Here is a 22,433-nt window from a genome sequence, read left to right on the forward strand (position 1 = left end):
ACCCAGACCGTGGACGCCGACGGCATGCAGGACGCCGACTGGGAGATCGCCGCGACCCTGGACTACGTCGCCGACACCGCGCACATGTCGGCCCTGCCGACCGAGATCCGACGGTTGGTCACCACCCAGGCCGACCTGATCCGCGCCACCGCCCGCCCGCGCGGAAACCCGGCCCTGCCGGCGTATTCGGTGACGGCCGCTCGACCATACTGGACGCCGTGACCGACGACCTGCGCGCCGACTGCTCCAACTGCTTCGCCCTCTGCTGCGTCGCGCTGCCCTTCACCGCCTCCGCCGACTTCGCGATCACCAAGAACGCCGGCACGCCCTGCCGCAACCTGCTGGCCGACCACCGCTGCGGCATCCACACCGACCTGCGGGCCAAGGGCTTCCCCGGCTGCACGGTGTTCGACTGCTTCGGCGCCGGGCAGAAGGTCTCCCAGACCACCTTCGGCGGCGCCGGCTGGCGCGAGGCCCCGGCCGCCGACCGCCGGCACATGTTCGACGCGTTCACGGTCATGCTGCACCTGCACGAACTGCTCTGGTACCTGGCCCAGGCCCGCACCCTCGCCCCGGCCCGCTCGCTGCACGCCCGCATCACCGCCGCCTACGAGCAGATCGAGCAGATCACACTGTCCACATCGGACACCCTGCTGGCGGTCGACATTCCCGCGCACCGCAAGGACGTCAACGAGTTGCTGCTCAAGGCCAGCGAGCTGACCCGGGCCACCGTCAAGGGCAAGAAGCCGGACCGCCGCGGCGCCGACCTCATGGGCGCGAAGCTCAAGGACGCCAACCTGGCCGGTGCCAACCTCCGCAGCGCCTACCTGATCGCCGCCGACCTGCGCGGCGCGGACCTGCGGCTGGCCGACGTCATCGGCGCGGACTTCCGGGACGCCGACCTGCGCGGGGCCGACCTCTCCGACACGCTGTTCCTCACCCAGTCCCAGATCAACGCCGCCCGCGGCGACGCCGCCACCCGGATTCCGGACAGCGTGCACCGGCCGGCGCACTGGTCCTCAGCGGCGGGGAAGTAGCCGCTTCACCGCCCGGCACAACACCTCGCGGGCCTGCTCGTCGCCCAGCTCCGGCAACGCCGAGATGCTGTCGCTCAGCGGCGCGATCGCCCGCACCGCCAGCACCTGGTCGGGCGTCGGGGCGTCGCCATAGAGGACGCGGGCGGCCTGGTCGAGCAGGTCGTCCATCTTGCTGGCGGCCTTCATCCGGCCGTGCATCACCGGATCCGCGGCCAGCACGCTGATCGTGGACCGGCGCGACACCGTCAGATCGGCGAAACCCTCGGCCAGCACGTCGATGCGCCGCTGCCGGGAGCCCTGCTCGGCGCTGCGGGCGATGATCGCCGACACGCTCTCGTAGACCGGCTCGCAGATCGACTGCAGCAGCTCCAGCTTGCTGGGGAAGTGGTAGTACACCGCCGCCTTGGTCAGGCCCAGCTCGTCGGCGATGTCCTGTAACGAGGTGGCGTCATAGCCGCGGGCGGCGAACAACGCCAGCGCGGCGGCCTGGATGCCGGCGCGGGTGCGGCGGGCCTGTTCGGCGCGGACTCCGGTCACCGTCGCATCCTCGCATTTTCACCTTCCAGCGGCAAGTGAGTCACTTGACGACCGGCAGGTGAACGGAGCAAGGTGGACAGCGTTACCCCCTCTCACTTTGGAGCAGAAGCCATGCCTTTGCAGGGCGAGTACGAGCCGAGCCCCTCCGACTGGGTGCGGGAGCAGGTCGAGAAGTACGAGCGGTCCGGCGGCACCGAGGGCACCGAGTTGCGGGGCGTGCCGGTCATCGTCGTCACCTCCGTCGGCTCCAAGTCCGGCAAGCTGCGCAAGAACCCGGTGATGCGGGTCGAGCACGACGGCGTCTACGCCGCGGTCGCCTCCCAGGGCGGCGCGCCCACGCACCCGGTCTGGTACCACAACTTCAAGGCCAACCCGCTGGTCGAGGTGCAGGACAAGACCGTGAAGAAGGACTACCGGGCCCGCGAGCTGGCCGGCGAGGAGCGGGCCCTGTGGTGGGGCCGCGCCGCGCAGGTCTGGCCGGACTACGACCAGTACCAGACCAAGACCGACCGCGAGATCCCGGTTTTCGTGCTGGAACCGGTCAACTGACCGTCTCCGCCGGACGCCCTGGCTAGGGTGGTCGGCATGATCACCGTGCGCGCTGTGGGCGTCGACGACTGGGCCATCTGGCGGGAGCTGCGACTGGCCGCGCTCGCCGACGCCCCGCACGCGTTCACCTCGACGTTGGACGACTGGCGCGACGCCTCCGAGCTGCGCTGGCGCAACCGCCTCGCCGCCGGCGCCCTGCACCTGGTCGCCCTCGCCGAGGACAAGCCGGCCGGCATGATCGGCGCCGCCGACAACCCCGACGGCAGCGTCGAGCTGGTGTCCCTGTGGGTCGCACCGCCCGCCCGCGGCCGCGGCCTTGGCGACGCCCTCGTCGGCGAACTGCTGGACTGGGCGGGGGAGCGGACCGTGCGGCTGGAGGTCTTCGCCGCCAACGTCCCCGCCCTGGATCTCTACCGCCGCAACGGGTTTGTCGTCGACGGACAGGGCGACGGCCCACTCACCATGGTCCACGGCGGGCCCGTCGCCCGATCGCTGGCCGAGCTCAACGCCCAGATCTGGCGGCCCTACCGCGCCGCGCACGCCGCCGGCGACACCGAGGCGTTCCTCGCCCTGCACGCCCCCGACCTCATCCGCGCCGGCGGCCCCGGCCAGACCGTGCTCGACTTCCCCACCTACGCTGCCGCCAGCCGCGCCTGGCGAGCCGACCTGACCGCGCGGGGCAGCAGCGTCGCCATCGAGTTCCGCTTCACCGAGCGCATCACCGACGGCGTCCTGGCCAGCGAACGCGGCGTCTACCGCCTCACCGGCACCCGCGCCGACGGCGACTCCGCCGTCTTCCACGGCCACTTCCACACCTTCACCCGCAAGACCGACGGCCGCTGGCGCATCGTCGTCGACTACGACAACACCGACGCCACCCCCGCCGACTTCGAGGCCGCCGCCGACCCCGACGACTTCTCACCGGCCACCCGCTGACCTCGCGTTCAGCACCTCAGCGACGAGGTCAACGCTGACGTCCAGGGGAGTGGACTCGGGGATGATCCGCTCCGCCGGGTCCACCAGCAGGTCCCTTTCCCGGTACCAGCCGCGCATGCGCGCCGCCGAGAACTCCGCCACCTCGGGCCGGGTGGCATGTCGTCGGACGGTCTCCTCGAACGACACGTCGAGGTAGAAGAACACCCCGCCATGGTCGCGGGCCAGGTCGCGCAGCATGACGCCGTAGCGGCCGGCGTCGAGGATGCCCTCCAGGACCACGTGATAGCCGTGGCCGAGCGCGTAGCGGGTGATCAGGTCCAGCAGTCCGATGTTCGCGCCGCCCGGCACGTCCTGCTCGTGCAGCACCTGGCGGCGCACGACGTCCTGTTGCACGAGGGCGACCCGGTCGGCCCGGGCCCGCACGGCGCGGGCGACCGTCGACTTTCCCGAGCCGGAGTTGCCCCGCAGCACGACCAGCATGATTTGCACTCCGATCAACGTTGCACTGAGTCTAAGTTTCCCCTACGGTGGGACACGTGGCCGATGGTGACGGGCAGGGACTGCGAGCGCGCAAGAAGCTGCAGACCTGGCGGGCGATCCGGGCGGCGGCGCTGCGGCTGATCGAGGAGCGCGGGTACGACGCGGTGAGCATCGAGGAGATCGCGGCGGCGGCGAACGTGTCGCGCAGCACGATGTTCAACTACTTCCCGACCAAGGAAGCCGTGGTGCTGGACCCGGACCCGGGGGAGCCGGAGGTGTGGCGGGCCCTGATGCGGGACCGGCCGGCTGACGAGCCGGTGTGGTCGGCGCTGCGGGAAGTCGCGCTGGGCTACATGGCGACCTTCTCCGACCGGCTGGTCGTGCAGAAGCGGCTCAAGCAGACCTCGCCGAAACTGGCGGAGTCGACCCGCGAGCACGGCGAGATGTTCCGCACCGAGCTGAGCGACTGGATCGCCGAGCGCTCGGGCCCCGGCCACGAGCTGGACAACACCCTGATGCTGCACACCGTGCAGGCCGTGATGGGCACGGCCTACGCGATGTGGTCGCCCGACGACGGCTTCGACCGCCTGCTGGAGATCGCCCGCGCCTGTTTCGCCCGGGCCAGCACCGGATTCGACAACTAGCAGCCCTTTGTACCGCCGGCGCCGCGCGAGCCGCGGCGCGGGAAGGACGCGTCCCCATGAGCAAGATCTGGTTCATCACCGGCGCCTCCCGCGGCTTCGGCCGCAGCTGGACCAAGGCCGCCCTGGAGCGCGGCGACAAGGTCGCCGCCACCGCCCGCGACGTGGCCACGTTGAAGGACCTGGCCGAGACCTTCGGCGACGCCCTGCTGCCCATCCAGCTGGACGTCACCGACCGGGCCGCCGACATCGCCGCCGTGCGGCAGGCGCACGCCCACTTCGGCCGGCTGGACATCGTGGTCAACAACGCCGGCTACGGCCACTTCGGCTTCATCGAGGAGATCACCGAGGACGAGGCCCGCGCCCAGTTCGAGACCAACCTGTTCGGCGCGCTGTGGGTGACGCAGGCCGCCATCCCGCTGATGCGCGAGCAGGGCTCCGGCCACATCGTGCAGATCTCCAGCATCGGCGGCGTGGCCGCGTTCCCCACGGTCGGCATCTACAACTCCTCGAAGTGGGCCCTGGAGGGCTTCAGCGAGGCGCTGGCCCAGGAGGTCGCCGGCTTCGGCATCAAGGTGACGATCATCGAGCCCGGCGGCTACGCCACCGACTGGGGCGGCTCCTCGGCCGCGCACTCCGAGCCCAACCCGGCCTACCAGCCGCTGCGTGACGCCATGGGCCAGCGCCGGGCCTCGATGGCCGACAACCGGCCGGGCCCGGACGACACCACCGCCGCGGTCTTCGCCGCCATCGACGCCGACACCCCGCCGCGCCGGCTCCTGCTGTCGGGCACCGCCTACGACATCGCGCAGAACATCTACGCGGAGCGGGTCAAGACCTGGTCGGACTGGGAGCAGACCTCGCGTTCGGCCTGACGATCTCCCGCACGGGAGCGGCTTGGGCGACGGGCCCGGAAAGACCGGTGTCCGTCGCCCGGGCTGGGGAACGGTTTCAGGAAAGCCGTGCTTGGACAGCGGCCGCGAACGCGGCGGTCGCTTCGGTGGAATGGCGCAGATAGAGCGCTGGTTCGACCAGTTCCAGTTCGAGCACGAGCAGGCCGTGGTCGACGCTGTCGATCAGGTCGATTCGTGCGTACAGCGGCTGCGGCGCGATCCAGTCGAAGGCCCGTTGGGCCAGCGCCAGTTCGGCCTGCGTCGGCTGTAGTGGCGCGCCGACGTGCGCCTGCTCCAGTGTGGTGTGGATGCCCGATGGCCGACGCACGCAGTGCGTCCGCTGTCCGCCGAGGTAGATCACCGATGTCTCGCCGACGGTTTCGAAGTCGTACAGGTACGGCTGCACCAGGGCGAGGTCGTCGGCGACCAGCCGTTCGGCGTGCGCCTGGCCGTCGTCCAGGTTGTCCTCGGTGACCTTGAGCGTGTTGTGCGCCGATGCCGACACCGCCGGCTTGACGATCACCTCGGCCCAACCGCGGTCGGCCCGGATCCGGCGCAGGTCGACCGGCTGTCCCGGGTGAAGCCACTCGGTCGGGATGGTGCTGAACCCGGCGTCGGCAACGGCACGCAGGTAGGACTTGTGCGTGTTCCATCTGATGATCTCCGGCGCGTTGTGCACGATCGTGCGGGACTCGACGTGATCGAGCCACCGGAGGAACTCGGCGCACCGCAGGTGGTAGTCGAACACCGACCGGATCACCGTCAGCCGCGCGGTCGACCAGTCCACCGTGGCGTCACCCCACACCACGACCTCGGTGTCAATACCCTTGCGCCGCAACGCTTTCAACAATTCCTGGTCGTCGGGCGCCAGCTCCGGCAGGTGCGCTGCCGTGACCAGGCGCACGGCTGGGTTGGCGCTCATCGAACCCGCTCCTGGATCGGCAGGTCACGCAGGTGGTCGAGCATGTGGTCGAACTGGCGTTTTCCGGCGCTGGCGGCCAGGTGCGCGCCGTACACCACCTTGCGGAGTTCGTCCGCGCTCAGTTCCGGCCGTTGCATCCGCAGGCCGTCGGCGAGTTCCTGGCTGTGCCGAGGATCGATCTTGACGTGGGCGCTGAAATAGATCCGGATGTCGTCGTCGACGATGCCAAGCCGGTCCATGGCGCCCAGCACCGCGACAAAGTGCGGCGCCACCCAGCTTTCGAAGACCAGGAAGCAGCCGTACGCCGCCAACTTCCGGGCCGGCCGGGTCAGGAGCGCGGCGTTGGTGTTGGAGGTGAACCGGGCGAACCACGGATGCCGCGCCCGATACGTACGGAGTCGATCCCACCCGTCGGTAGCCGTCAGCAGGCGACGCAGCCAGTAGGTGTGGAAGTTCTCCAGCCTGCCTCGGCCGCACTCGTCCCACAGGTTGGCCGCGGCCACGGCCTTCTGCGTGCCCTGTAGGCCGACGACCAGCATGGCGACCTCGTCGTCCACGACCTCGTTGCGGATCAGATCGGCTTGCAGGAAACGGAGCAGCTGCACTGGATCGGCCTCGTCGCGCAGGAAGTCGAACAGCGGATGCCCCACGCCGGGGTTGGTCTCGGCCAACTCGTCCAGATAGTCCGCCGCCGCGAGCTGGTGGGTGTGGTGCGGCACCGGCTCCGGTGTCATCCAGTGGTCGAACAGTTCGCGCTCCAGCGCCACTCTGGCCCGGAACATGCCGATCTCCTGTGCGTCGTCCACGTCGGCGGTGCACGCCCCGTCCCGGTACCCGAAGTTGTACGCGTACAGCTCGGCCAAGTTCTCGTGCAGGAATCGGCCGTGTTCGGTGGCGTCGTGCCGCAGGCCGGCCAGGAGGCGCTTCTGGGTGTCGGCGGGGGAGTCGATGAAGTCGGTCAGCTCCGCGTTCAACCCGGCGAAGTGGGCGACCGGCGGCCAGTAGTGCTGGTAGAGCGCGGTCGCCGCGGGTCGCCCCTTGCCAATGCTCAGCGATGTCCCGAGTTGGTGGTTGACCGTGGATTCGATACTGGTCATTGCCGTTTGTTTCCTGTCGTGAGATGTGGTGGATTCAGAGCTTGCTGGCGGCGAAGGCGGCCGCGTCGGCGGCGTCGCTGCCGTAGCTGAAATGAGCCAGCGGGTTGAGGCCGCCGTTCTGGCAGACCGGGTCGCCGTGGGCGCAGTAGTCCTTGGTGCGGTTCTGGTAGACGCCGGTGATGCTTCTGCCGATACGACGGCCGGGGCTGCCGAACAGGAGAACGGCGGCGACCCTGAGCTCGACCGACGCCGGGAGGACGGCCACGATCGGCCCGCCGACGAGGGCCCCGGCGCTGCTGACACCCAGCGCGTTGTCCACCACGTTGGCGCCCTGGGAATACCCGACCAGGACGAACCGCTCGCGGGGACACGCCGCCGCCCGGGTCCTCACGTGGGCGACCAGATCGGTGTTGCCCTGCTGTACCGAAGCCGGCTGGTCGAGGCTGGCCGGGTAGTTCACGCGGTAGCCGCTCAGCGAGGTGGACGGCAGCGTGTGACGCAGGGCGGAGAACACCCGGTCGCCGACGATCAGGCCGAGGTTGCCGGGCTCGAAGGTGCCGCGAGCCACGCCGACGTCGACGTCGGCGCACACGGCGGCCGAGGCGGTTGGCGCGACAGCGGTGGACAGACCTGTGGCGCCGAACAGCGCGATGGTCGAGGCGACGAGCAGCGTGGACGGCCGGTGTCGCATGCAGCTGAGAAACGAATTCATGAACAACCAGCACCCTTTCGTGGTCGCGCGACGCCGGACAGGGATCGGCGCCGGACGGCGGTTATCGGGCGTGCGCTGCCGGAGCGCGCCTGCGAGAACGCATCCGCGCCAATGTCAGCTTTTCGCCGCCAACTCCACGAGACGTGGACACCAAGAGAGCCGAGCATTGCTCGACGGGGTCCTCGTCGGGATCAACCAGTCTTGCGAGTAACCGAGGGAGGTCATCTGTCATGCGAACCATCTCCCCAAGGGCCGCACAGGTGGTGCCGCACTGCGGTCGCGGTGTCGGTGCGGCGGCCCGCCCGGTCCCCTCCGTCGGGCGGGCCGCCACCGAGACCACGATGCGCCGACAACCATCACCGCACCTTGACCAACACCTTGAATCGGCTCGTCAGAACCGCGATGTGCAAGACCAGGGGCCCGGCACGCACCGGAGCCGCATGACACCAGGGAGCCGCAGATGGCGGTGGAGTTCCACGTACTCGGCCCGGTGACAGCCACCAGCGATGGCCGCCCCATCGAGCTCGGTCCCGCCCGGCAACGGTGCGTGCTGGTCACGCTGCTGGTGCAGGCCAATCACCCCATGCCGGTCGATCTGTTGGTGGACCGGGTATGGGGACAGCACCCGCCCCAACGCCACCGCGAGGTGCTCTACAGCTACCTGTCACGCCTGCGGCACAGCCTCGCGGCCACGGAGGTGACCATCAGCCGTCGCCGTGGCGGCTACCTGCTGACCGTCGACGAGACGGCCGTGGACCTGTGTCGCTTCCGCCGCCTGGTGGCCCAAGCCCGGGCCAGCCCCGACGATCAACAGGCCCTGACGTTGCTCGAGCAGGCCCTCGGCCTGTGGCAGGCGGACGCCTTCTCCGACCTGGACTCCCCCTGGCTGGCCACCCTCCGCGCGACCCTGGCCGCCGAGCGGTGGGCCGCCGAACTCGACCACACCGATGCCGCACTGCGCTGCGGCCGGCACACCGAACTGCTCGCCACACTGTCCACCCGCGCCGCACAACACCCACTGGATGAACGCGTTGCCGGCCAACTGATGCTCGCCCTGTACCGCAGTGGCCGCCAGGCCGACGCCCTGCGGCACTACCGCCACAGCCGCCAGCGGTTGGCCGAGGAGCTGGGCACGGATCCCAGCCCACCCTTGCAGGTCCTGCACCAGCAGATCCTGACCGCTGATCCGCGCTTGGCCAGCCCGACCGGCAGCACGGCCAGTTCCCGCCGGCCGCCGGTGCCGCACCAGTTGCCGGCGCCACCACGATGGTTCACCGGCCGCACGACCGAGCTGGCCGCGCTCACCCAGGCCATGAACGCCGGCTCAGAGTCGGGTGCGACAGTGGTGATCTCAGCGATCGGTGGCGCGGGTGGGATCGGCAAGACCTGGCTGGCCCTGTACTGGGCCCACCAACACCTCGACCGGTTCCCCGACGGACAGCTGTACGTGAACCTGCGCGGCTTCGACCCCACCGGGCAGCCGATGCCAGCGGCGGCCGCCGTGTACGGCTTCCTGGACACTCTCGGCGTCGCCCCCGACTCGACTCCGGTCGACCTCGATGCGCAGGCCGCGTTGTACCGCAGCCTGGTCGCCGGCAAACGGATGCTGATCCTGCTGGACAACGCCGCCGACACCACCCAGATCGCCCCGCTGCTACCCGGCAGCCCCACCTGCACGGTGGTGGTCACCAGCCGCAACCGACTCACCGGACTGAGCTCCACGCACGGCGCACGCCCACTGGCCCTGGACGTCCTCGACGAGCCGGCGGCCCGCGACCTGCTCGCGCACCGGCTGGGCGCTGACCGGCTGACCGCCGAACCGGAGGCCGCCGCGGAGTTGTTGGCCTGCTGCGCCGGGTTGCCGTTGGCGTTGAGCATCGTCGCCGGCCGCGCCCAAACCCATCCCGGCTTTCCACTAGCTGGACTGGCCGCCGAGTTACGTGATGCCACCACCCGGCTGAATGTCCTGGACGAGGACGCCCCGGCCGCCAGCCTGCCCGCAGTGCTGTCCTGGTCCTACCGTGCCCTCACCGATGAGCAGACGCGGGTGTTCGGGCTGCTGGGCATCGCCCCCGGCCCCGACATCAGCGTGCCCGCCGTCGCCAGCCTGACCGCCCTGCCTGTTGGCCAGGCTATGGCGGTGTTGCGGGCTTTGGAGCGGGTTTCCCTCGTCCAGCAGCAGGTTCCGGGCCGCTACCGGATGCACGACCTGGTCGGCCTGTTCGCCGCCGACAAAGCCCGCCGCGACCATCCCGAGGCCGACCGGGAGGCAGCGCTGCGGCGGCTGGTCGATTTCTACCTGCATACCGCCCACGCCGCCGACCGCCTCCTGGACCCCCACGCCCGGCGCGTCCGACTTGCCTCACCCGCCCCTGGGACCCACCCCCAGCCGCTGCCCGACATGCCGGCGGCACTGGCCTGGTTCGACATCGAACACCCCAACCTGCTGGCCGCCCAGCACACCGCCACCAGCCACGCCTGGCACGACACTGTGTGGCAGCTGGCCTGGGCCCTGGCCAGTTTCCAGCGCCGACGGGGACATCGCCACGACGCGCTTGCCGTGTGGCGGGCCGCGCTGACCGCCGCCGAACACCTGCCCGACCCCACCACCCGCGCCCTCACCCACCGGCGCCTCGGCCGTGCCTACGCCGACCTGGGGCACCACGATGACGCGATCGGGCACCTCCACCAAGCCCTCGCCCTGGCCGAACACCACCACGACCCGACCACCCGGGCCCTCACCCACGCAACACTCGCGTGGGCCTGGGAGCGGCGGGGGGACGATCGGCGGGCCCTGGACCACGCCACCCAGGCCCTGAACCTCTACCGCACCCTCGACCAGCCGGTGTGGGAAGCGCAGGCGCTCAACCAGGTGGGATGGCATGCTGCCCGTCTCGGCGACTACGACACCGCCCGCGCCCACTGCCAGGCCGCCCTCGCCCTCCATCATCACCCCCACGGCGAGGCGGAAACCCTGGACAGCCTGGGCTACATCGACCACCACACCGGCCACCATCACCAGGCCATCCACCACTACCAGCGGGCCCTCACCCTGCTCCGCGGCCTCGGCGACACCTACAACTCCGCCGACACCCTCGACCGCCTCGGGCACCCCCGTGCCGCTCTCGGCCAGCACGAGCAGGCCCGCACCGTGTGGCGGGAAGCGCTGGAGCTGTACCGGCAGCAGGGACGCGACGAGGACGCCGAACGGGTGCAGCGCCAACTCGACACCCTCGACCAAGCCGACCACGAGCAGTAGCCCGCCACGCCGCCGAACCCGGACCGGTGGAACGTACGGCGATCACCGTCACCACGGCGGCCGATTGGGCACAACCTGCGCAACCGAGCAGTTGGACGCCGCGTCGGAGCAACCCTCAGCCGAAGGCGGCGAGGTTTCGGATGGCCCAGGCGTGAAAAGTGCCGGCGGGACGGCCGGTGACCCGCCCGACGGTGGGATGCACGACGGAGGTGAACTCCTCCAGGGCGGTCGCCCGCAGCGCCATGATCGCGTCGGCCATCGACGGGGACACGCCGTGGGAGATGATCGCATCCCGGGCGGCGGCCGGCGTGACCTCCACGAAACGGAGCGGCCGGCCGAGGACCGAGGCCAAGGTCTCCACCTGCTCGCCCGGGGACAGGGCCTGCGGGCCGGACAGGGTCAAGACCTGGCCGGTGGCGGCGGAGGTCAGGGCGACGGCCGCGACGGCGGCGATGTCGAGGGGATCGATCACCGCGACACGACCGTCGGCGTAGGGGGCGAAAACAGCGTCCTGAGCCCGGATGGAACCGGCCCACATCAGGGCGTTGGACATGAAACCCATGGGCCGCACCATGATCCAGGGCACGCCGGACTCGCGGACGGCGCGTTCGCCGGCACGGTGCCAGCGTGGGATCGGGTCGGTGGCGGTGTCGTCGCCGGCCCGCCCGCTGGACAGCTTGACGATCCGCCGCACGCCGGCCGAGGCAGCCGCGGTGGCCACAGTCTTGTCGTGCAGGGGAATCTCGGGTCCACCGGTCAGCAGGAACACACCGTCCACACCGGACACCGCGGCGGCCACGGCCGCGGCGTCGCCGAGATCGGCCCGCACGACGTCGACGCCGTCGGGGAGCCGGGCCCGCGAGGGATCGCGGCTGGTGGCCCGGACAGGAATGTCCTGTGCCAGCAACGAGTCCACCACAGCGCGGCCGATCTCACCGGTCGCGCCGGTCACCAGGATCATGTCGTCTCCTCCAGTCGGGAGAGCACGCGGTCGTGCCACGCCAGGTCCGCCTCCAGCCGGGCGACGCAGTGCTCGAAGATCAACGGTTCCAACCCCACGAGATCCGGCGCGGCGGTCACCTGCTCGCGTCGGAACCGGGCCAACTGCTCGGCCACCGCCTGCCGGCGCGCCGTGAACGCCGCGACCAGCTGGCCAGGGGAGAGGTCGGGGGTGAACTGCAACGCCAGATCCACGGGGTCAGGCAGCAGACGGACATCGGCCAGCGCGGAATCACGCTGCTTGGTCAACTCGGCCCGGCCGGCCTCGGTGATCTCGAAGATGGTTCGCTCCGGCGGATTGCCGTCACGCTCCGTGCGCGCCACCCGGACCAGGCCCTCGTCGGTCATCCGCTTCAACGCGTTGTAGAGCGAGCCAGGCTTCACGTCGGTCCACAGCTCGGTGCGGTCGAGCTGGGCGGCCTGTCGAATGGCGTAGCCGTGCATCGCGCCGCCGCGAGCCAGGGCGCTGAGGGCGAAAAGCCGCGTGCTGTTCACGGCGCTAGTCAAACATGACTATGAATCCGTAGTCAAACGTGACTATGACGGCCACGGTCAGCGGCCTGGCCGAAACTCGGTCGTGAGCCGGGGCTGATGACCGTAGCCTGCACGGCCATGAGCGACATCGAACGCGAGTCACTGCTGGAGTTCCTGCAACGACAGCGGGACCTGGTGGCGTGGAAGGTGCAGGGCGGCGACGAGGACGTGCTGCGGGCCGTCAGCACCGCCAGCGGCATGACCGCGCAGGGCGTGGTCAACCACCTGACCAACTGCGAGCGCGGCTGGTTCCGCCAGGCCTTCGCCGACCAGCCCGACCTGACCTTCGACTTCACCGACGAGGACGAGGACGGCGACTTCCGGATCCCCGACGACGTCCCCATGGCCCAGCTGCTGGCCAACTACGCCGCCGAGCAGAAGCGCTGCGACGAGGTCATCCTGGCCGCCGAGACCCTGGACCAGAAGGCGGCGAACCGGGACCGGTCGCTGCGCTGGATCCTGCTGCACCTGATCGAGGAGACCGCCCGCCACCTCGGCCACCTCGACCTGCTGCGCGAACAGGCCGACGGCGCGACCGGCGAACGGCCCCGCTAGCGCAGCTCGGCCAACACTTCGGCCATCTCGTCGTAGCTGTCCGGGATCTTGTCGGTGAGGCCGAGGCGGTGACGCTCGATCCGCACCGCCCCGAGGTGAACCGCCCGGTACAGGTTGGCGCGCCACGCCGCGGCGGGGGACGGGGTCGGGCGGCCGTAGGTGTCCCAGAACGCGTCACGGTCGGTGCCGGGGCGGCGGTGCGCCTCGTAGATGCTCCAGTCGGCGGCGGGATCGCCCCACGAGGCCCGGTCGTGGTCGAAGACGCCGACGATCCGCTCCCCGTCCAACCGCACATTGGGCACCCACAGGTCGCCGTGCAGCAGCCGAGGCTCGGTGACCTCGTCCAGCACGGCGGTGTTCTTCGCGGCCAGGACGGCCAACTCCCGCAGGTCGGTGTCGTCGAGGCCGGCGTCGTGGACGTCGGCGACGGTGTCGTCCACAGCGGACAGAACGGCCTCGCTCCAGGTGGCGAACAGCGGGCCGGCGGGACGGCCGAACCGGGAGCCGCGAACACCGTGCACCGCGCGAACGATCGAACCCAGCTGCCGGAAGAACCCGGGCTTGTCGGCCAGCGCGCGGAACCCGTCCGGGCCGGACACCCCGCCGAGCATGGTCTGGAACGTGTAGTCCCGTGGCACCAACTCCCGGGTGAAGTCCACGAACAGGGTGCGTGGCATCAAGGCGGCGATGGGGGCGAAGAATGGCAGCGCGGCATGCTCGTGCCGCATGAAGTCCCGCTCGATCCGGTGCGACCACGCCGGCGCCACCCGTAGGATCACCGGCGCCTCGCCGGAGCCGAAGTCGACCCGGTACGTGGTGTTGAACGAGCCGCCGTCCAGCTCCACCACCGAAACCGGCTCCCGTCCGAAGCCCCGCCGGCACACGGCGGCGATCTCCGGGGCGGTCAAGGACTGCTGGAAGGCCCCGTCCGCGCGGGTGATCGGCTCGAAACGCACCCGCCGACCCTGCCACGCCAACGCCCCGCGGGCGACCGGGTTTCAGCCGGAGGTCGCCCGGGCCCGATAGGCCGCCACGTTCACGCGGTTGCCGCACACCTCGTATGAGTGCCACCGCCGGGTCCGACTGCGGGTCGTGTCGTAGAAGACCTTGCGGCACTCCTCGTTGGCGCACACCCGGATCCGCGACCACAGCCCCTGAGCAACCAGCTCCGACACCGCCAGCACCACGGAACCCAGCACCGCATCCCCGGTCACCGGCACCGGCCGCGCCTGCGCGGTGCCGATCTCAAGAGGGCCGAACTCCATCCGGAACGTCACATCGGTGGTGGCCTCGTCAAACGCCGCCCACGCCGCCGGATCACCGTCCACCGCCGCCTGCAGCGCGGCCCGGGCCGCCGACACCGACGGATCGGCCAACGTGTCCGGATGTATGGCATGAGCCCGCGTGTTCAGCAGGTCCACCACCACGCGGGCAGCCGGCGGCCCCTCCGGCTCGGCACTGTTCGCCATGCCCCGAGCCTACATGGGCTAGCGCTCGACGCCCATTACGCCGGCTCAGCGCTCCAGCGTCGCGGCCAGCAGCGAGATCATCGCGGCATCCGACAGCGCGGCGCCGTCCCAGGTGACGGTGAGGCGGGTGATCCGACGCTGATCGTCCAGTTCGAACGCGACGATGCCGTGATCGACAGCCGCGCCCCGACGGGTCCACTCGTAGCCGCCGCCCTGGGCGCTGCCGACGGTGTGCCGGATCGCCGCTCCGGGCCCGTACGGCAGCGACGCCCACGCCCGCCCCAGATAGTCCTCAATGGCCTGACGGCCGACGATCTCCACGCGCAGAGCCAGATCCTCCAACACGGCGTCCGCGGCGAACAGGTCGGCGGTGTCCCCGGCGACCAGCCGTGCCGCCACCGACCGCACCACCGGGGACGACTGGGCGCCGACCACGTCCTCGCCGTAGGTCGGCGGGTACTGCGAGGGCGGCACCCGCAGCGCAGCGGTGGCGTCGATGCCGAAGTGCCGGCCGTCCCAATAGTCGACCTGACGGATCACCTTGCCGTCACGGAAATCCACTGCGGCCACGATCCGGATCTCGTGGCCGAACAGCTCGGGGGAGTCGGTGAACACCACCACCGCGCTGCGCTCGTCGCCGATCACCCGGGTCGGATACGACCGGGCCGTCTTGGGCCAGGAGGGCATGTACTGCTGGAACACCGCGCGCAGGCTGTCCCAGCTCGGCATGTACCAGCCGACCGTGGCGTCGGTGTAGAACATCGGACTCCGGGCGAAGTGGGCCATGGTGCGGTCCACGTCGGCGGTCGACTTGTCCCGATACAGGCTGGTCACCTGGGCCGCCAACCGTGGCGTCCCGTGACTGGCGTCCAGCCCCGTTGGATCCTCATCCGCGTGACCCCGCGGCCCGAGTGAGCCACTGAGGTACGCGCCTGCCCCGGCCACCGTCGTCGCGAGCAAACCCCGTCGTGTCAGCATGACGCCTCCCTGACTTGAAGCTTCAACTCAGCCTTGTGAGCCTAGCGGCGCTCAGTTGAAGCTTCAAGCGTGAGTTAGGATGACGCCGTGAGCACCGAGCCCCGCTGGCTGTCCGCCGCCGAGACCGACGCCTGGATCGCGCTGGTCGGCGTCCTGATCAAGGTGCCGGCCGCGCTGGAGGGCGAGTTGCGCCGCCGGACCGGCCTCGCGCACTTCGAGTACCTGGCCATGAGCGCCCTGTCCGAGGCGGCCGAGCGCACGCTGCCGATGAGCGAGCTGGCGACGCTGTCCAACGCCTCCCTGTCCCGGCTCTCGCACGTGATCGCCAAGCTGGAGGGCAACGGCTGGGTCACCCGTGCCGCCTGCCCCGGCAACGGCCGCGTCACCAACGCCACCCTGACCGACGCCGGCTTCGACCTGGTGGTGCGGACCGCTCCCGTCCACCTGGAACTGGCCCGCCGCTACGTCCTGGACACCCTGGCCCCGGAGCAGGTCGGCCAGCTCACCGCCATCGCCCAGCAGATCCTGGCCACCGTCGACCCCGAGTCCCACTACCCGCCCCGAGGCACCGCCGCCCGCAAATGAACCCGGCCCGCTTCGCGAAGGAGCGGAAAGTGCCGCGCCATCGGGCAGAACGGCGACCGGAAATCACCTCCGCGGATAGTTTCGTGCCACACAAGGCAATCCCGAGGGCGAACCTCCATGTCCGACATCAGCGCCCTCGCCCAGGCGCTCGCCGTCGTGGACAACGACGGCGACGGCCGGCCGGAGCTGCTGGCCGACGGCCGGTCGGTGGCTACGATCACCGCCACATTGGCCGAACCCAGGGCCGGCGTCGAGGTCTCCTTCGAGGTCAATCGCGGCCTGTTGTCGCACAAAACCGCGATCACCGACGAGACCGGCGCAGCTACCGTTCGGGTGCGCAGCATCGCCGAGACGGTGCTGCTGCGGATCACGGCCAATGCCGACGGCCACCGCGCCACCGAGCTGCGGCTGGAACTGGTGCCGCCGGCGTTCTGAGCGATTCCCCGTGCCGGTGTGGGACGAGGTCATGGCCCCGTCCACCCGGCACGGTGGGTGCCCGAAGCGCGCCAGTTGCCCACCCGAATGGCTCCATGACACCGGTCATTGGGCCGTTTGAGGCGCCACGTCGCCCACGCCTGATCTCAGGCTCGCGCCGTCCGGATCTGGCCCAGCCATTCCGCGGCCAGCTCGCGCCCGCCGGGAAGCTGGTCGTCCCGATCCCAGCGCCAGGTCGTGATGATGGCCAGCACGAGGATCCGGCACGCGCGCAACAGGTTCTGGTCGACGCCCGGATAGTGCTCGCCGACTTCCTCCGGCGCGTGGGCGAGGTCGAACTCCACCGGCCCACGGCAGCACGTCTCCAGGTCGATGAACCGCGGGCCTTCCGTCGTGCTGAGCACGTTGCCCGGATGCGGTTCGCCGTGCAGGATCTGCTGCGCCCCGCCGCTGGTCACGCCACTCAGATCCCGCAACGTCGCCGCGAGCACCTCCCGATCACCGTCCGGCAGCTCCGGCGTGCGCTCGCGACTGGCCACCAGGCGCTGGGCCTGCTCCACCCGATCCGTGACGTGCGGCGTTGGCACTTTGAGCCCGCGCATCCCAGCATGCAGTCGTTCCAACGCCTTCGCGTACTCCACCGGCGCGATCTCTTTTCGTGGCAATGGTTCGTAGTACTTCCACAGAGTCACCGCGAATCCGTCACGCTCGTGGACACGCGGCTCCACTCGGGGATCAAGGGCAGCCACCGGGCTTCCGTTCGCGGCCAGCCCTTGTGCCACGTCGATTTCCAGCTGCGCCACCTGATCCGTCACTGGCGCCACCCGGGCCAGCACGTCAGCGGGGAGCAGCCGCACCGTGAGCTTGTTCGAGTCCTGCAGCACGACCGCTTCGTCGCCGGCCAGGCCTTGTGACGACACCGCCGCGATCGCCGCAGCCACCGCCCGTCGCGATTCTGTTCCGCGCACCGTCGTCCGCCCCTTTCCTTCGACGCCGAGCGTCTCGGTTTCAGGGCACCAGGCCAACTGGTTTTCGCTTGTTCAGGGTTCTTGCGGCTGCCCCAACGCCGCTCGTACTGCCAGCCGTTCGCGGGCCTCAGGCTGAACAGGGTGTCGACACCCCAGTAGATGACGCGGCACGGCATCCGGAGGCCACCCTGCCACAGGACGCCAGGAGTTCGTGCGCGACCTCGTTCGCATCGGGCCCGGCGGCGAGGACGTAGTGATCGGGGCGCTCGGCGATCGCGGCGGCGCCGAGGTGGTCGAACCAGCGGTGCAGGGTGCCGTCCACGTCGGCCACAACGCCGTTTCCAGCCAGTTCACCGATCACGATCACGGTGACGCCGGCGGCGCGCAGGGCCGGGACGTCGACGCCGGCGAGACTGTCCTCGCGCACCAGCAGCCGGAAACCGCCACCGACGACCTGGTCACGTAGTCCGACCTGCTGGCCGTCATCAACCCGGCCCTGTACCGAGCGGGTACCGCCGCCGGGACCGTGCAGGCCGGGACCAAGGTCGGGAAGGCGGATTCGCTCGGGCTCGAGGCGGGAGTCGCGACGGGCCCGCAGCCTGTCGTCGCGTTGGCGGGCAAGCTCGGGGTCGGTCAGGGTGTGCTGACGCCCAAGCGCCATGCTGGTCTCGGTGATGGTGCGAACATGCGGCTCGCGCTCGCTTTGATAGGTGTCGAGCACGTCGGTCTCACGCACGCCGGCCAGCACAAGGTCCAGCTTGAACGCGAGGTTCGCCGCGTCGCGCATCCCCGAACACATGCCCTGCCCGAGGAACGGCGGCATCTGGTGGGCGGCGTCGCCGGCGAGCAGGACACGCCGGTCGCGCCAGCGTCGTGCGATCAGGGACCGGAACGTGTAGGTCGCGACGCGCACGAGGTCGGCATCGGCCGGGGTCAGGTACCGCTTTACCCGCTGCCACGTCTCCCCGTCGGAGAACTCCCGACCTACGTCCGCCTCGTCGAGCATGAAGCAGAACCGCTGGTGTCCCGCGCCGGTGGTGATGATCGTGGTGGGCTCCTCGGGATCACCGATCTGCAGGGCCGAGGGCAGGCCCAGTTCGTCGGCGGGACGCCCGAGCTTGAAGTCGCACACCAGCCACGGCTCGGCGAAGTCGAGATCGTCCTGGTCGATGCCGAGCGCCGCCCGCACAAAGCTGTTGCCGCCGTCGCAGGCCACGACGTAGCGCGCACGCACCGTGCCGCCCTCGGCCGTGGCGAGGCGAACCCCCTCCTCGGTCTGCTCGAGGCCGGTTACTGCCGCGCCGAGCCGGACCTCGACCATCGGTAGCGACGCACACCGCGCGTGCAGTGCCTGTTCGAGGACGGGTTGATGGAACATGACCATGTCGGGCCAGCCGCTGTCGCCAACGAGCCGGCTCTCCATGTTGACCAGAATCTCGCCGGCGGCGTCGCTCCACTGGTAGGCAGTCTGCACATGCAGGGTGGGCCACAGCTCCTCCACCAGGCCTAGCCCGGCGAGCAGCCGGAGGATCTCGCCGTCGAAGCTAGCGGCGCGCGGCAGGCCGTAGAGCCCGGGGTAGCGCTCCAGCACCACCACGGAGCGACCGGCCTGCCCCAGCAGCGCCGCCAGCGTCAGGCCCACCGGTCCCGCGCCCACCACCGCCACATCGACGACATCGTCGGCCGGTGACGACCCGCCGCCCAGTCCCTGCCCAGTCATCGTCTCGCTCTCCTTTCCCGTCGACCGATGGCCTGCTCAGGGGATGAGCACGAGCTTGCCGGGAGCGTGCCCGGCGATACCGACCTCGTGGGCCTTCGCGGCCAGGGTGAGCGGGAAGGTGGTGTCGACGATGACGCGTAGGGCGCCGGACTCGACGCGGTCGATGAGGGCACCGCGGGCGGCGCTGCGGATCTCGGTGCCCGCGTCCTGCCCCGGGCCGTAGCCGAGCAGCTTGATGCCGGCGGCGGCGCGGCGCGGCGACCCGGTGATCGAGGCGATTCGGGTGCGGTCGGCCACCAGCTCCAGCGAGACCTGAAGCGCCTCGTCGGTTCCGGCAAAGTCGACCGCGGCACTGACACCGTGCGGCGCGGCGGTGCGCACCCGGCCGGCCAGCCCTGGGCCGTAGACAACGGGGGTTGCGCCGAGTTCACGCAGCAACGCGTGGTTGCGTTCGGCTGCGGTGGCGATCACAGTCGCCCCCGCAGCGGCGGCCAGTTGCACGCCCATCAGACCGACGCCACCGGACCCGCCGTGGACGAGCACCGCGTCGCCGGCAGCCACCCCGGCGGCGTGCAGCGCGTGGACCGCTGTGGTGCCGGTCAGCATCAGCGACCCCGCCTCGGCCCACCCCAGCCCGGCGGGCTTGGCCAGGATCGCGGTCGCCGGGGCTGAGACGTAGTCGGCGTAGGCGGCCGTCACCGGATACACGATGACCTCATCGCCGATCCGCACACCGGTCACGTCCGCGCCGACCTCGGTGACGACGCCCGCGCACTCCAGGCCGATCGACGGCATCGAGGCGGCGAGCCCGGCGGCGTCCTTGTGGTCGTCGTCCACGGCGTGGAAAGCCCCGCTGTAGAGCTTCCAGTCGATCGGGTTGACCCCAGCCGCCCGGACCTCGACGACCACGCCGTCGGCGGCCGCGTGCGGGGTGGGCACCTCGACCACGCCGAGCACGTCGGGTGTGCCGTGGGCGGTCGGTCGCACGATCCTGGGCATGACTGAACTCCTGTTTTTGTCGGTGAAGGACTCCCGAAACCCAGTATTGGTCCGATCGGGCATAATGCCCAGTGCATTGTTGGTACGGAGTACTTGCGTCAGACGCACGAGTGGGGATAGCCGTGGCGGAGGAGTTGGATCTCAATCTGCTGCGCGTGTTCGACGCGCTGTTGGACACCGGCAGCGTCAAGGAGGCCGCCGTGCGCCTGCACCTGTCCGCGCCGGCGACCAGCCGGGCGCTGAGCCGGCTGCGGCGCGTGATGAACGACCCCATCCTGGTTCGGGCGGGCCGCGGCCTGGTGCCCACGCCGTTCGCGCTCCGCTCGGCCGTCACGGTCAAAGCACTGCTCGACACCGCCGATCGGCTGCGGACCGAGCCCGCCGGCAGCGATCCGCGCTCCTGGCGGCGCACCTTCTCCATCCGCCTCAACGACGGCCTCGTGCCGGTCCTCGCCCCGCGCCTCACCCGCCGGATCGCCGACGAGGCGCCCGAGGTGCGCCTGCGGTTCGTCCGCCAGGACTCCAAGGACCCTGACCCGCTGCGGGACGGCTCGATCGACCTCGACGTCATGGTCGCGGGCCCACCACCACCCGATGTCCATGCCTCGACGTTGTTCACCGATCACTTCGTCGCCGCCGTCGCCGCTGATTCGGAGCTGGGCCGGGCCCCGCGACTGACCCTCGACGACCTGTGCCGTTTGCCCCACGTCTCGGCCTCGCGCCGCGGCCTCGCCCGCGGTCCGCTCGACGACGCCCTGGAGCGGATCGGGCGTTCCCGTCACGTCGTTGCGGTCGTGCCCACCTATGCCGTGGGTGCTCTCATGGCTCTTGAGCAGGATGTCATCTGTCTCGTGCCGCGCGTGACGGCCGCGCACCTGGTCGAGCGAGGCGTTCCCTTGCGCCATCACGAGGTTCCTGTCGACCTGCCCACCGCTGACGTCGAACTGCGCTGGCACCGTCGCGTCCACGACGATCCCTCCTCACGGTGGCTTCGCGGCTGTGTCCGCGAGGCCATCCGCCCGCTCACCGCCATCCCGAGCGCCTGACCGTCCGCGTGCCGACGCCCTCCTGATGCGCAACACCCGACTAGTCAAGGAAAACCGCGGATGTCAACCGCCTCCGGTCCACGGTCACCTGGAAAACATCCGGCCTGCTGTAGTGCCCGGTCGGGTCGAAACCTTGCCGGGCCCCACGCACCACAGTGGGGTCGATATCGGCGATGACGAGCCGCTCCTCGTCTTTGACGGGTTCCACGATCCACCGGCCGTTCGGCCCGGCGATTGCGGATCCGCCGTCGTAGGGCGAGATCTGCCCGGCCGCCAGGATCTCATCCCGTAACGGGAACCCGGCGGGCACATCCGCGTAGTCGATCAGCGCGCCGGCTGCGAGCGAGTACATCCGACCCTCCAGCGCGACGAACCGGGTGATGTCGCCGGTCAGCCTCGTGGATCCTGGCCACACCGACACATGCAGGTCGGGAGCCTGCGCGTAGAGGGCATGCCGCGCCAACGGCATCCAGTTCTCCCAGCAGCACAGCCCGCCGACCCGCGTGCCGCCGACCTGGTGCACCCGCAGACCGTGCCCGTCCCCGTTGCCCCACACCAGCCGTTCCTCGAAAGTCGGCACAAGCTTCCGATGCACGCCGCACACCCCGGCCACTGGGTCGATAGCGAGCAGCGTGCAATACACCGTGCCGCGCCCCGGCCCGCGCTCAGCGATCCCGAGATAGGTGAACACACCGTGGTCCCGGACGCACTCGACGACCATGCGCAGCTCGGGACCAGTCAGCTCGATCGCGGCCTCCTGGTACGCCGCGTAGGCCAATTCCTGCTTGGCGTCATCGAATCTCGCCCCTTCGGCTTGAGTGAGCCAGATCGGATAGCCCGGCAGGAAGGTCTCGGGAAACACGACGAGCTCCACTCCCGCCGCCGCGGCCCGCCCGACGAAGTCGAGCACCTTGCGGAGCCCGGCTTCTCGGTCCATCCAGGGACAGCGGACCTGGGCAGCGGCAACACGCATCATGAGCTCCTTCGACTAGTTGAGGTCGCCAAACCTAGCCACCAAGATCGAGGAACGAGGCCGCGCCCCGTTGGCGCAGTTGCCGCACAGCTGCTCCACGCTGGCCTGC

General features: G+C 70.4%; 25 protein-coding genes. 11 read left to right on the plus strand and 14 right to left on the minus strand.

The window, feature by feature from the left end:
- Positions 1 to 9: 9 nt before the first annotated feature.
- Positions 10 to 222 carry a hypothetical protein gene (locus JJ691_RS12430; protein WP_211772287.1) on the plus strand — a complete coding sequence of 71 codons (213 nt, stop codon included), beginning with the start codon at positions 10 to 12 and terminating at the stop codon, positions 220 to 222.
- On the plus strand, positions 219 to 1,037 hold the full coding sequence (locus JJ691_RS12435) for a pentapeptide repeat-containing protein (RefSeq protein ID WP_442912723.1): 819 nt from the start codon (positions 219 to 221) through the stop codon (positions 1,035 to 1,037). Before JJ691_RS12430 ends, JJ691_RS12435 begins: the two co-directional genes overlap by 4 nt.
- Here JJ691_RS12435 and JJ691_RS12440 read toward each other — a convergent pair.
- Complete coding sequence (locus JJ691_RS12440; RefSeq protein ID WP_211768928.1) at positions 1,020 to 1,574, minus strand: TetR/AcrR family transcriptional regulator; 555 nt, start codon at positions 1,572 to 1,574, stop codon at positions 1,020 to 1,022. The genes JJ691_RS12435 and JJ691_RS12440 overlap by 18 nt on opposite strands.
- A 111-nt stretch (positions 1,575 to 1,685) precedes the next feature.
- Between JJ691_RS12440 and JJ691_RS12445 the strand changes: the two genes are divergently transcribed.
- Both JJ691_RS12445 and JJ691_RS12450 read left to right on the plus strand, forming a co-directional pair.
- Positions 1,686 to 2,123: a nitroreductase family deazaflavin-dependent oxidoreductase gene (locus tag JJ691_RS12445; RefSeq protein ID WP_211768929.1), complete on the plus strand. Its 438-nt coding sequence runs from the start codon at positions 1,686 to 1,688 to the stop codon at positions 2,121 to 2,123.
- A 36-nt stretch (positions 2,124 to 2,159) separates the two neighbouring features.
- On the plus strand, positions 2,160 to 3,059 hold the full coding sequence (locus JJ691_RS12450; protein WP_211768930.1) for a GNAT family N-acetyltransferase: 900 nt from the start codon (positions 2,160 to 2,162) through the stop codon (positions 3,057 to 3,059).
- Here the strand turns inward: JJ691_RS12450 and JJ691_RS12455 are convergent.
- Positions 3,042 to 3,548 (minus strand): AAA family ATPase, encoded by a 507-nt coding sequence (locus JJ691_RS12455; RefSeq protein ID WP_249228220.1) that lies wholly within the window; start codon positions 3,546 to 3,548, stop codon positions 3,042 to 3,044. The genes JJ691_RS12450 and JJ691_RS12455 overlap by 18 nt on opposite strands.
- Before the next feature lie 47 nt (positions 3,549 to 3,595).
- Here JJ691_RS12455 and JJ691_RS12460 point away from each other — a divergent pair, with 47 nt between their 5' ends.
- Positions 3,596 to 4,183 carry a TetR/AcrR family transcriptional regulator gene (locus JJ691_RS12460; protein ID WP_211768931.1) on the plus strand — a complete coding sequence of 196 codons (588 nt, stop codon included), beginning with the start codon at positions 3,596 to 3,598 and terminating at the stop codon, positions 4,181 to 4,183.
- Positions 4,184 to 4,239: 56 nt separating this feature from the next.
- Entirely contained in the window at positions 4,240 to 5,055 is an 816-nt protein-coding gene (locus tag JJ691_RS12465) for an SDR family oxidoreductase (RefSeq protein WP_211768932.1), read from the plus strand.
- Positions 5,056 to 5,131: 76 nt separating this feature from the next.
- On the opposite strand, the gene JJ691_RS12470 is transcribed toward JJ691_RS12465, so the two are convergent.
- Genes JJ691_RS12470 through JJ691_RS12480 form a run of 3 tightly spaced genes read right to left on the minus strand, consistent with a single transcriptional unit; the run spans position 5,132 to position 7,804 of the window.
- Positions 5,132 to 5,995: an ATP-grasp domain-containing protein gene (locus JJ691_RS12470; protein WP_211768933.1), complete on the minus strand. Its 864-nt coding sequence runs from the start codon at positions 5,993 to 5,995 to the stop codon at positions 5,132 to 5,134.
- A complete protein-coding gene (locus JJ691_RS12475; RefSeq protein ID WP_211768934.1) occupies positions 5,992 to 7,092 on the minus strand; it encodes an iron-containing redox enzyme family protein in 1,101 nt (366 codons plus the stop codon). The genes JJ691_RS12470 and JJ691_RS12475 overlap by 4 nt, the downstream gene beginning before the upstream one ends.
- 34 nt (positions 7,093 to 7,126) lie before the next feature.
- Positions 7,127 to 7,804: a cutinase family protein gene (locus JJ691_RS12480; protein WP_249227864.1), complete on the minus strand. Its 678-nt coding sequence runs from the start codon at positions 7,802 to 7,804 to the stop codon at positions 7,127 to 7,129.
- Between the two features lie 460 nt (positions 7,805 to 8,264).
- Between JJ691_RS12480 and JJ691_RS12485 the strand changes: the two genes are divergently transcribed.
- Complete coding sequence (locus JJ691_RS12485) at positions 8,265 to 11,063, plus strand: AfsR/SARP family transcriptional regulator (RefSeq protein ID WP_211768935.1); 2,799 nt, start codon at positions 8,265 to 8,267, stop codon at positions 11,061 to 11,063.
- 115 nt (positions 11,064 to 11,178) lie between these two features.
- Here JJ691_RS12485 and JJ691_RS12490 read toward each other — a convergent pair whose 3' ends face one another.
- A complete protein-coding gene (locus JJ691_RS12490) occupies positions 11,179 to 12,024 on the minus strand; it encodes an NAD(P)H-binding protein (RefSeq protein ID WP_211768936.1) in 846 nt (281 codons plus the stop codon).
- A complete protein-coding gene (locus JJ691_RS12495; protein WP_211768937.1) occupies positions 12,021 to 12,557 on the minus strand; it encodes a PadR family transcriptional regulator in 537 nt (178 codons plus the stop codon). The genes JJ691_RS12490 and JJ691_RS12495 overlap by 4 nt, the downstream gene beginning before the upstream one ends.
- Before the next feature lie 117 nt (positions 12,558 to 12,674).
- Between JJ691_RS12495 and JJ691_RS12500 the strand changes: the two genes are divergently transcribed.
- Positions 12,675 to 13,151: a DinB family protein gene (locus tag JJ691_RS12500; RefSeq protein WP_211768938.1), complete on the plus strand. Its 477-nt coding sequence runs from the start codon at positions 12,675 to 12,677 to the stop codon at positions 13,149 to 13,151.
- On the opposite strand, the gene JJ691_RS12505 is transcribed toward JJ691_RS12500, so the two are convergent.
- From JJ691_RS12505 to JJ691_RS12515, 3 genes are read right to left on the minus strand one after another with little or no spacing between them, the layout of a single operon-like run.
- Positions 13,148 to 14,107, minus strand: a complete 960-nt coding sequence (locus tag JJ691_RS12505) for a phosphotransferase family protein (protein WP_211768939.1) — start codon at positions 14,105 to 14,107, stop codon at positions 13,148 to 13,150. The genes JJ691_RS12500 and JJ691_RS12505 overlap by 4 nt on opposite strands.
- A 42-nt stretch (positions 14,108 to 14,149) precedes the next feature.
- A complete protein-coding gene (locus JJ691_RS12510) occupies positions 14,150 to 14,620 on the minus strand; it encodes a CGNR zinc finger domain-containing protein (protein WP_211768940.1) in 471 nt (156 codons plus the stop codon).
- A gap of 45 nt (positions 14,621 to 14,665) precedes the next feature.
- Positions 14,666 to 15,598 carry a hypothetical protein gene (locus JJ691_RS12515; protein WP_211768941.1) on the minus strand — a complete coding sequence of 311 codons (933 nt, stop codon included), beginning with the start codon at positions 15,596 to 15,598 and terminating at the stop codon, positions 14,666 to 14,668.
- An 87-nt stretch (positions 15,599 to 15,685) separates the two neighbouring features.
- Here JJ691_RS12515 and JJ691_RS12520 point away from each other — a divergent pair, with 87 nt between their 5' ends.
- On the plus strand, positions 15,686 to 16,183 hold the full coding sequence (locus JJ691_RS12520; RefSeq protein WP_211768942.1) for a MarR family winged helix-turn-helix transcriptional regulator: 498 nt from the start codon (positions 15,686 to 15,688) through the stop codon (positions 16,181 to 16,183).
- A 117-nt stretch (positions 16,184 to 16,300) separates the two neighbouring features.
- Positions 16,301 to 16,618: an Ig-like domain-containing protein gene (locus tag JJ691_RS12525; RefSeq protein WP_211768943.1), complete on the plus strand. Its 318-nt coding sequence runs from the start codon at positions 16,301 to 16,303 to the stop codon at positions 16,616 to 16,618.
- A 146-nt stretch (positions 16,619 to 16,764) separates the two neighbouring features.
- On the opposite strand, the gene JJ691_RS12530 is transcribed toward JJ691_RS12525, so the two are convergent.
- From JJ691_RS12530 to JJ691_RS12540, 3 genes are all read right to left on the minus strand, one after another.
- Positions 16,765 to 17,586: a phosphotransferase gene (locus tag JJ691_RS12530; RefSeq protein ID WP_211768944.1), complete on the minus strand. Its 822-nt coding sequence runs from the start codon at positions 17,584 to 17,586 to the stop codon at positions 16,765 to 16,767.
- A 127-nt stretch (positions 17,587 to 17,713) separates the two neighbouring features.
- The gene (locus JJ691_RS12535; RefSeq protein WP_211768945.1) at positions 17,714 to 19,306 is read right to left on the minus strand and encodes a bifunctional 3-(3-hydroxy-phenyl)propionate/3-hydroxycinnamic acid hydroxylase; all 1,593 of its coding nucleotides are present in this window, start codon (positions 19,304 to 19,306) and stop codon (positions 17,714 to 17,716) included.
- A gap of 36 nt (positions 19,307 to 19,342) precedes the next feature.
- Complete coding sequence (locus JJ691_RS12540; RefSeq protein WP_211768946.1) at positions 19,343 to 20,305, minus strand: NADP-dependent oxidoreductase; 963 nt, start codon at positions 20,303 to 20,305, stop codon at positions 19,343 to 19,345.
- A gap of 122 nt (positions 20,306 to 20,427) precedes the next feature.
- On the opposite strand from JJ691_RS12540, the gene JJ691_RS12545 reads away from it, so the two are divergent.
- Positions 20,428 to 21,351, plus strand: coding sequence for a LysR family transcriptional regulator (locus JJ691_RS12545; RefSeq protein WP_211768947.1), 924 nt, complete (start codon positions 20,428 to 20,430; stop codon positions 21,349 to 21,351).
- Between the two features lie 40 nt (positions 21,352 to 21,391).
- Here the strand turns inward: JJ691_RS12545 and JJ691_RS12550 are convergent, their stop codons facing one another.
- Complete coding sequence (locus JJ691_RS12550; protein ID WP_249227865.1) at positions 21,392 to 22,324, minus strand: carbon-nitrogen hydrolase family protein; 933 nt, start codon at positions 22,322 to 22,324, stop codon at positions 21,392 to 21,394.
- Positions 22,325 to 22,433: the final 109 nt, after the last annotated feature.

Origin of the sequence: Kutzneria sp. CA-103260 (assembly GCF_018263855.1) — a bacterium.
Classification (GTDB): domain Bacteria; phylum Actinomycetota; class Actinomycetes; order Mycobacteriales; family Pseudonocardiaceae; genus Kutzneria.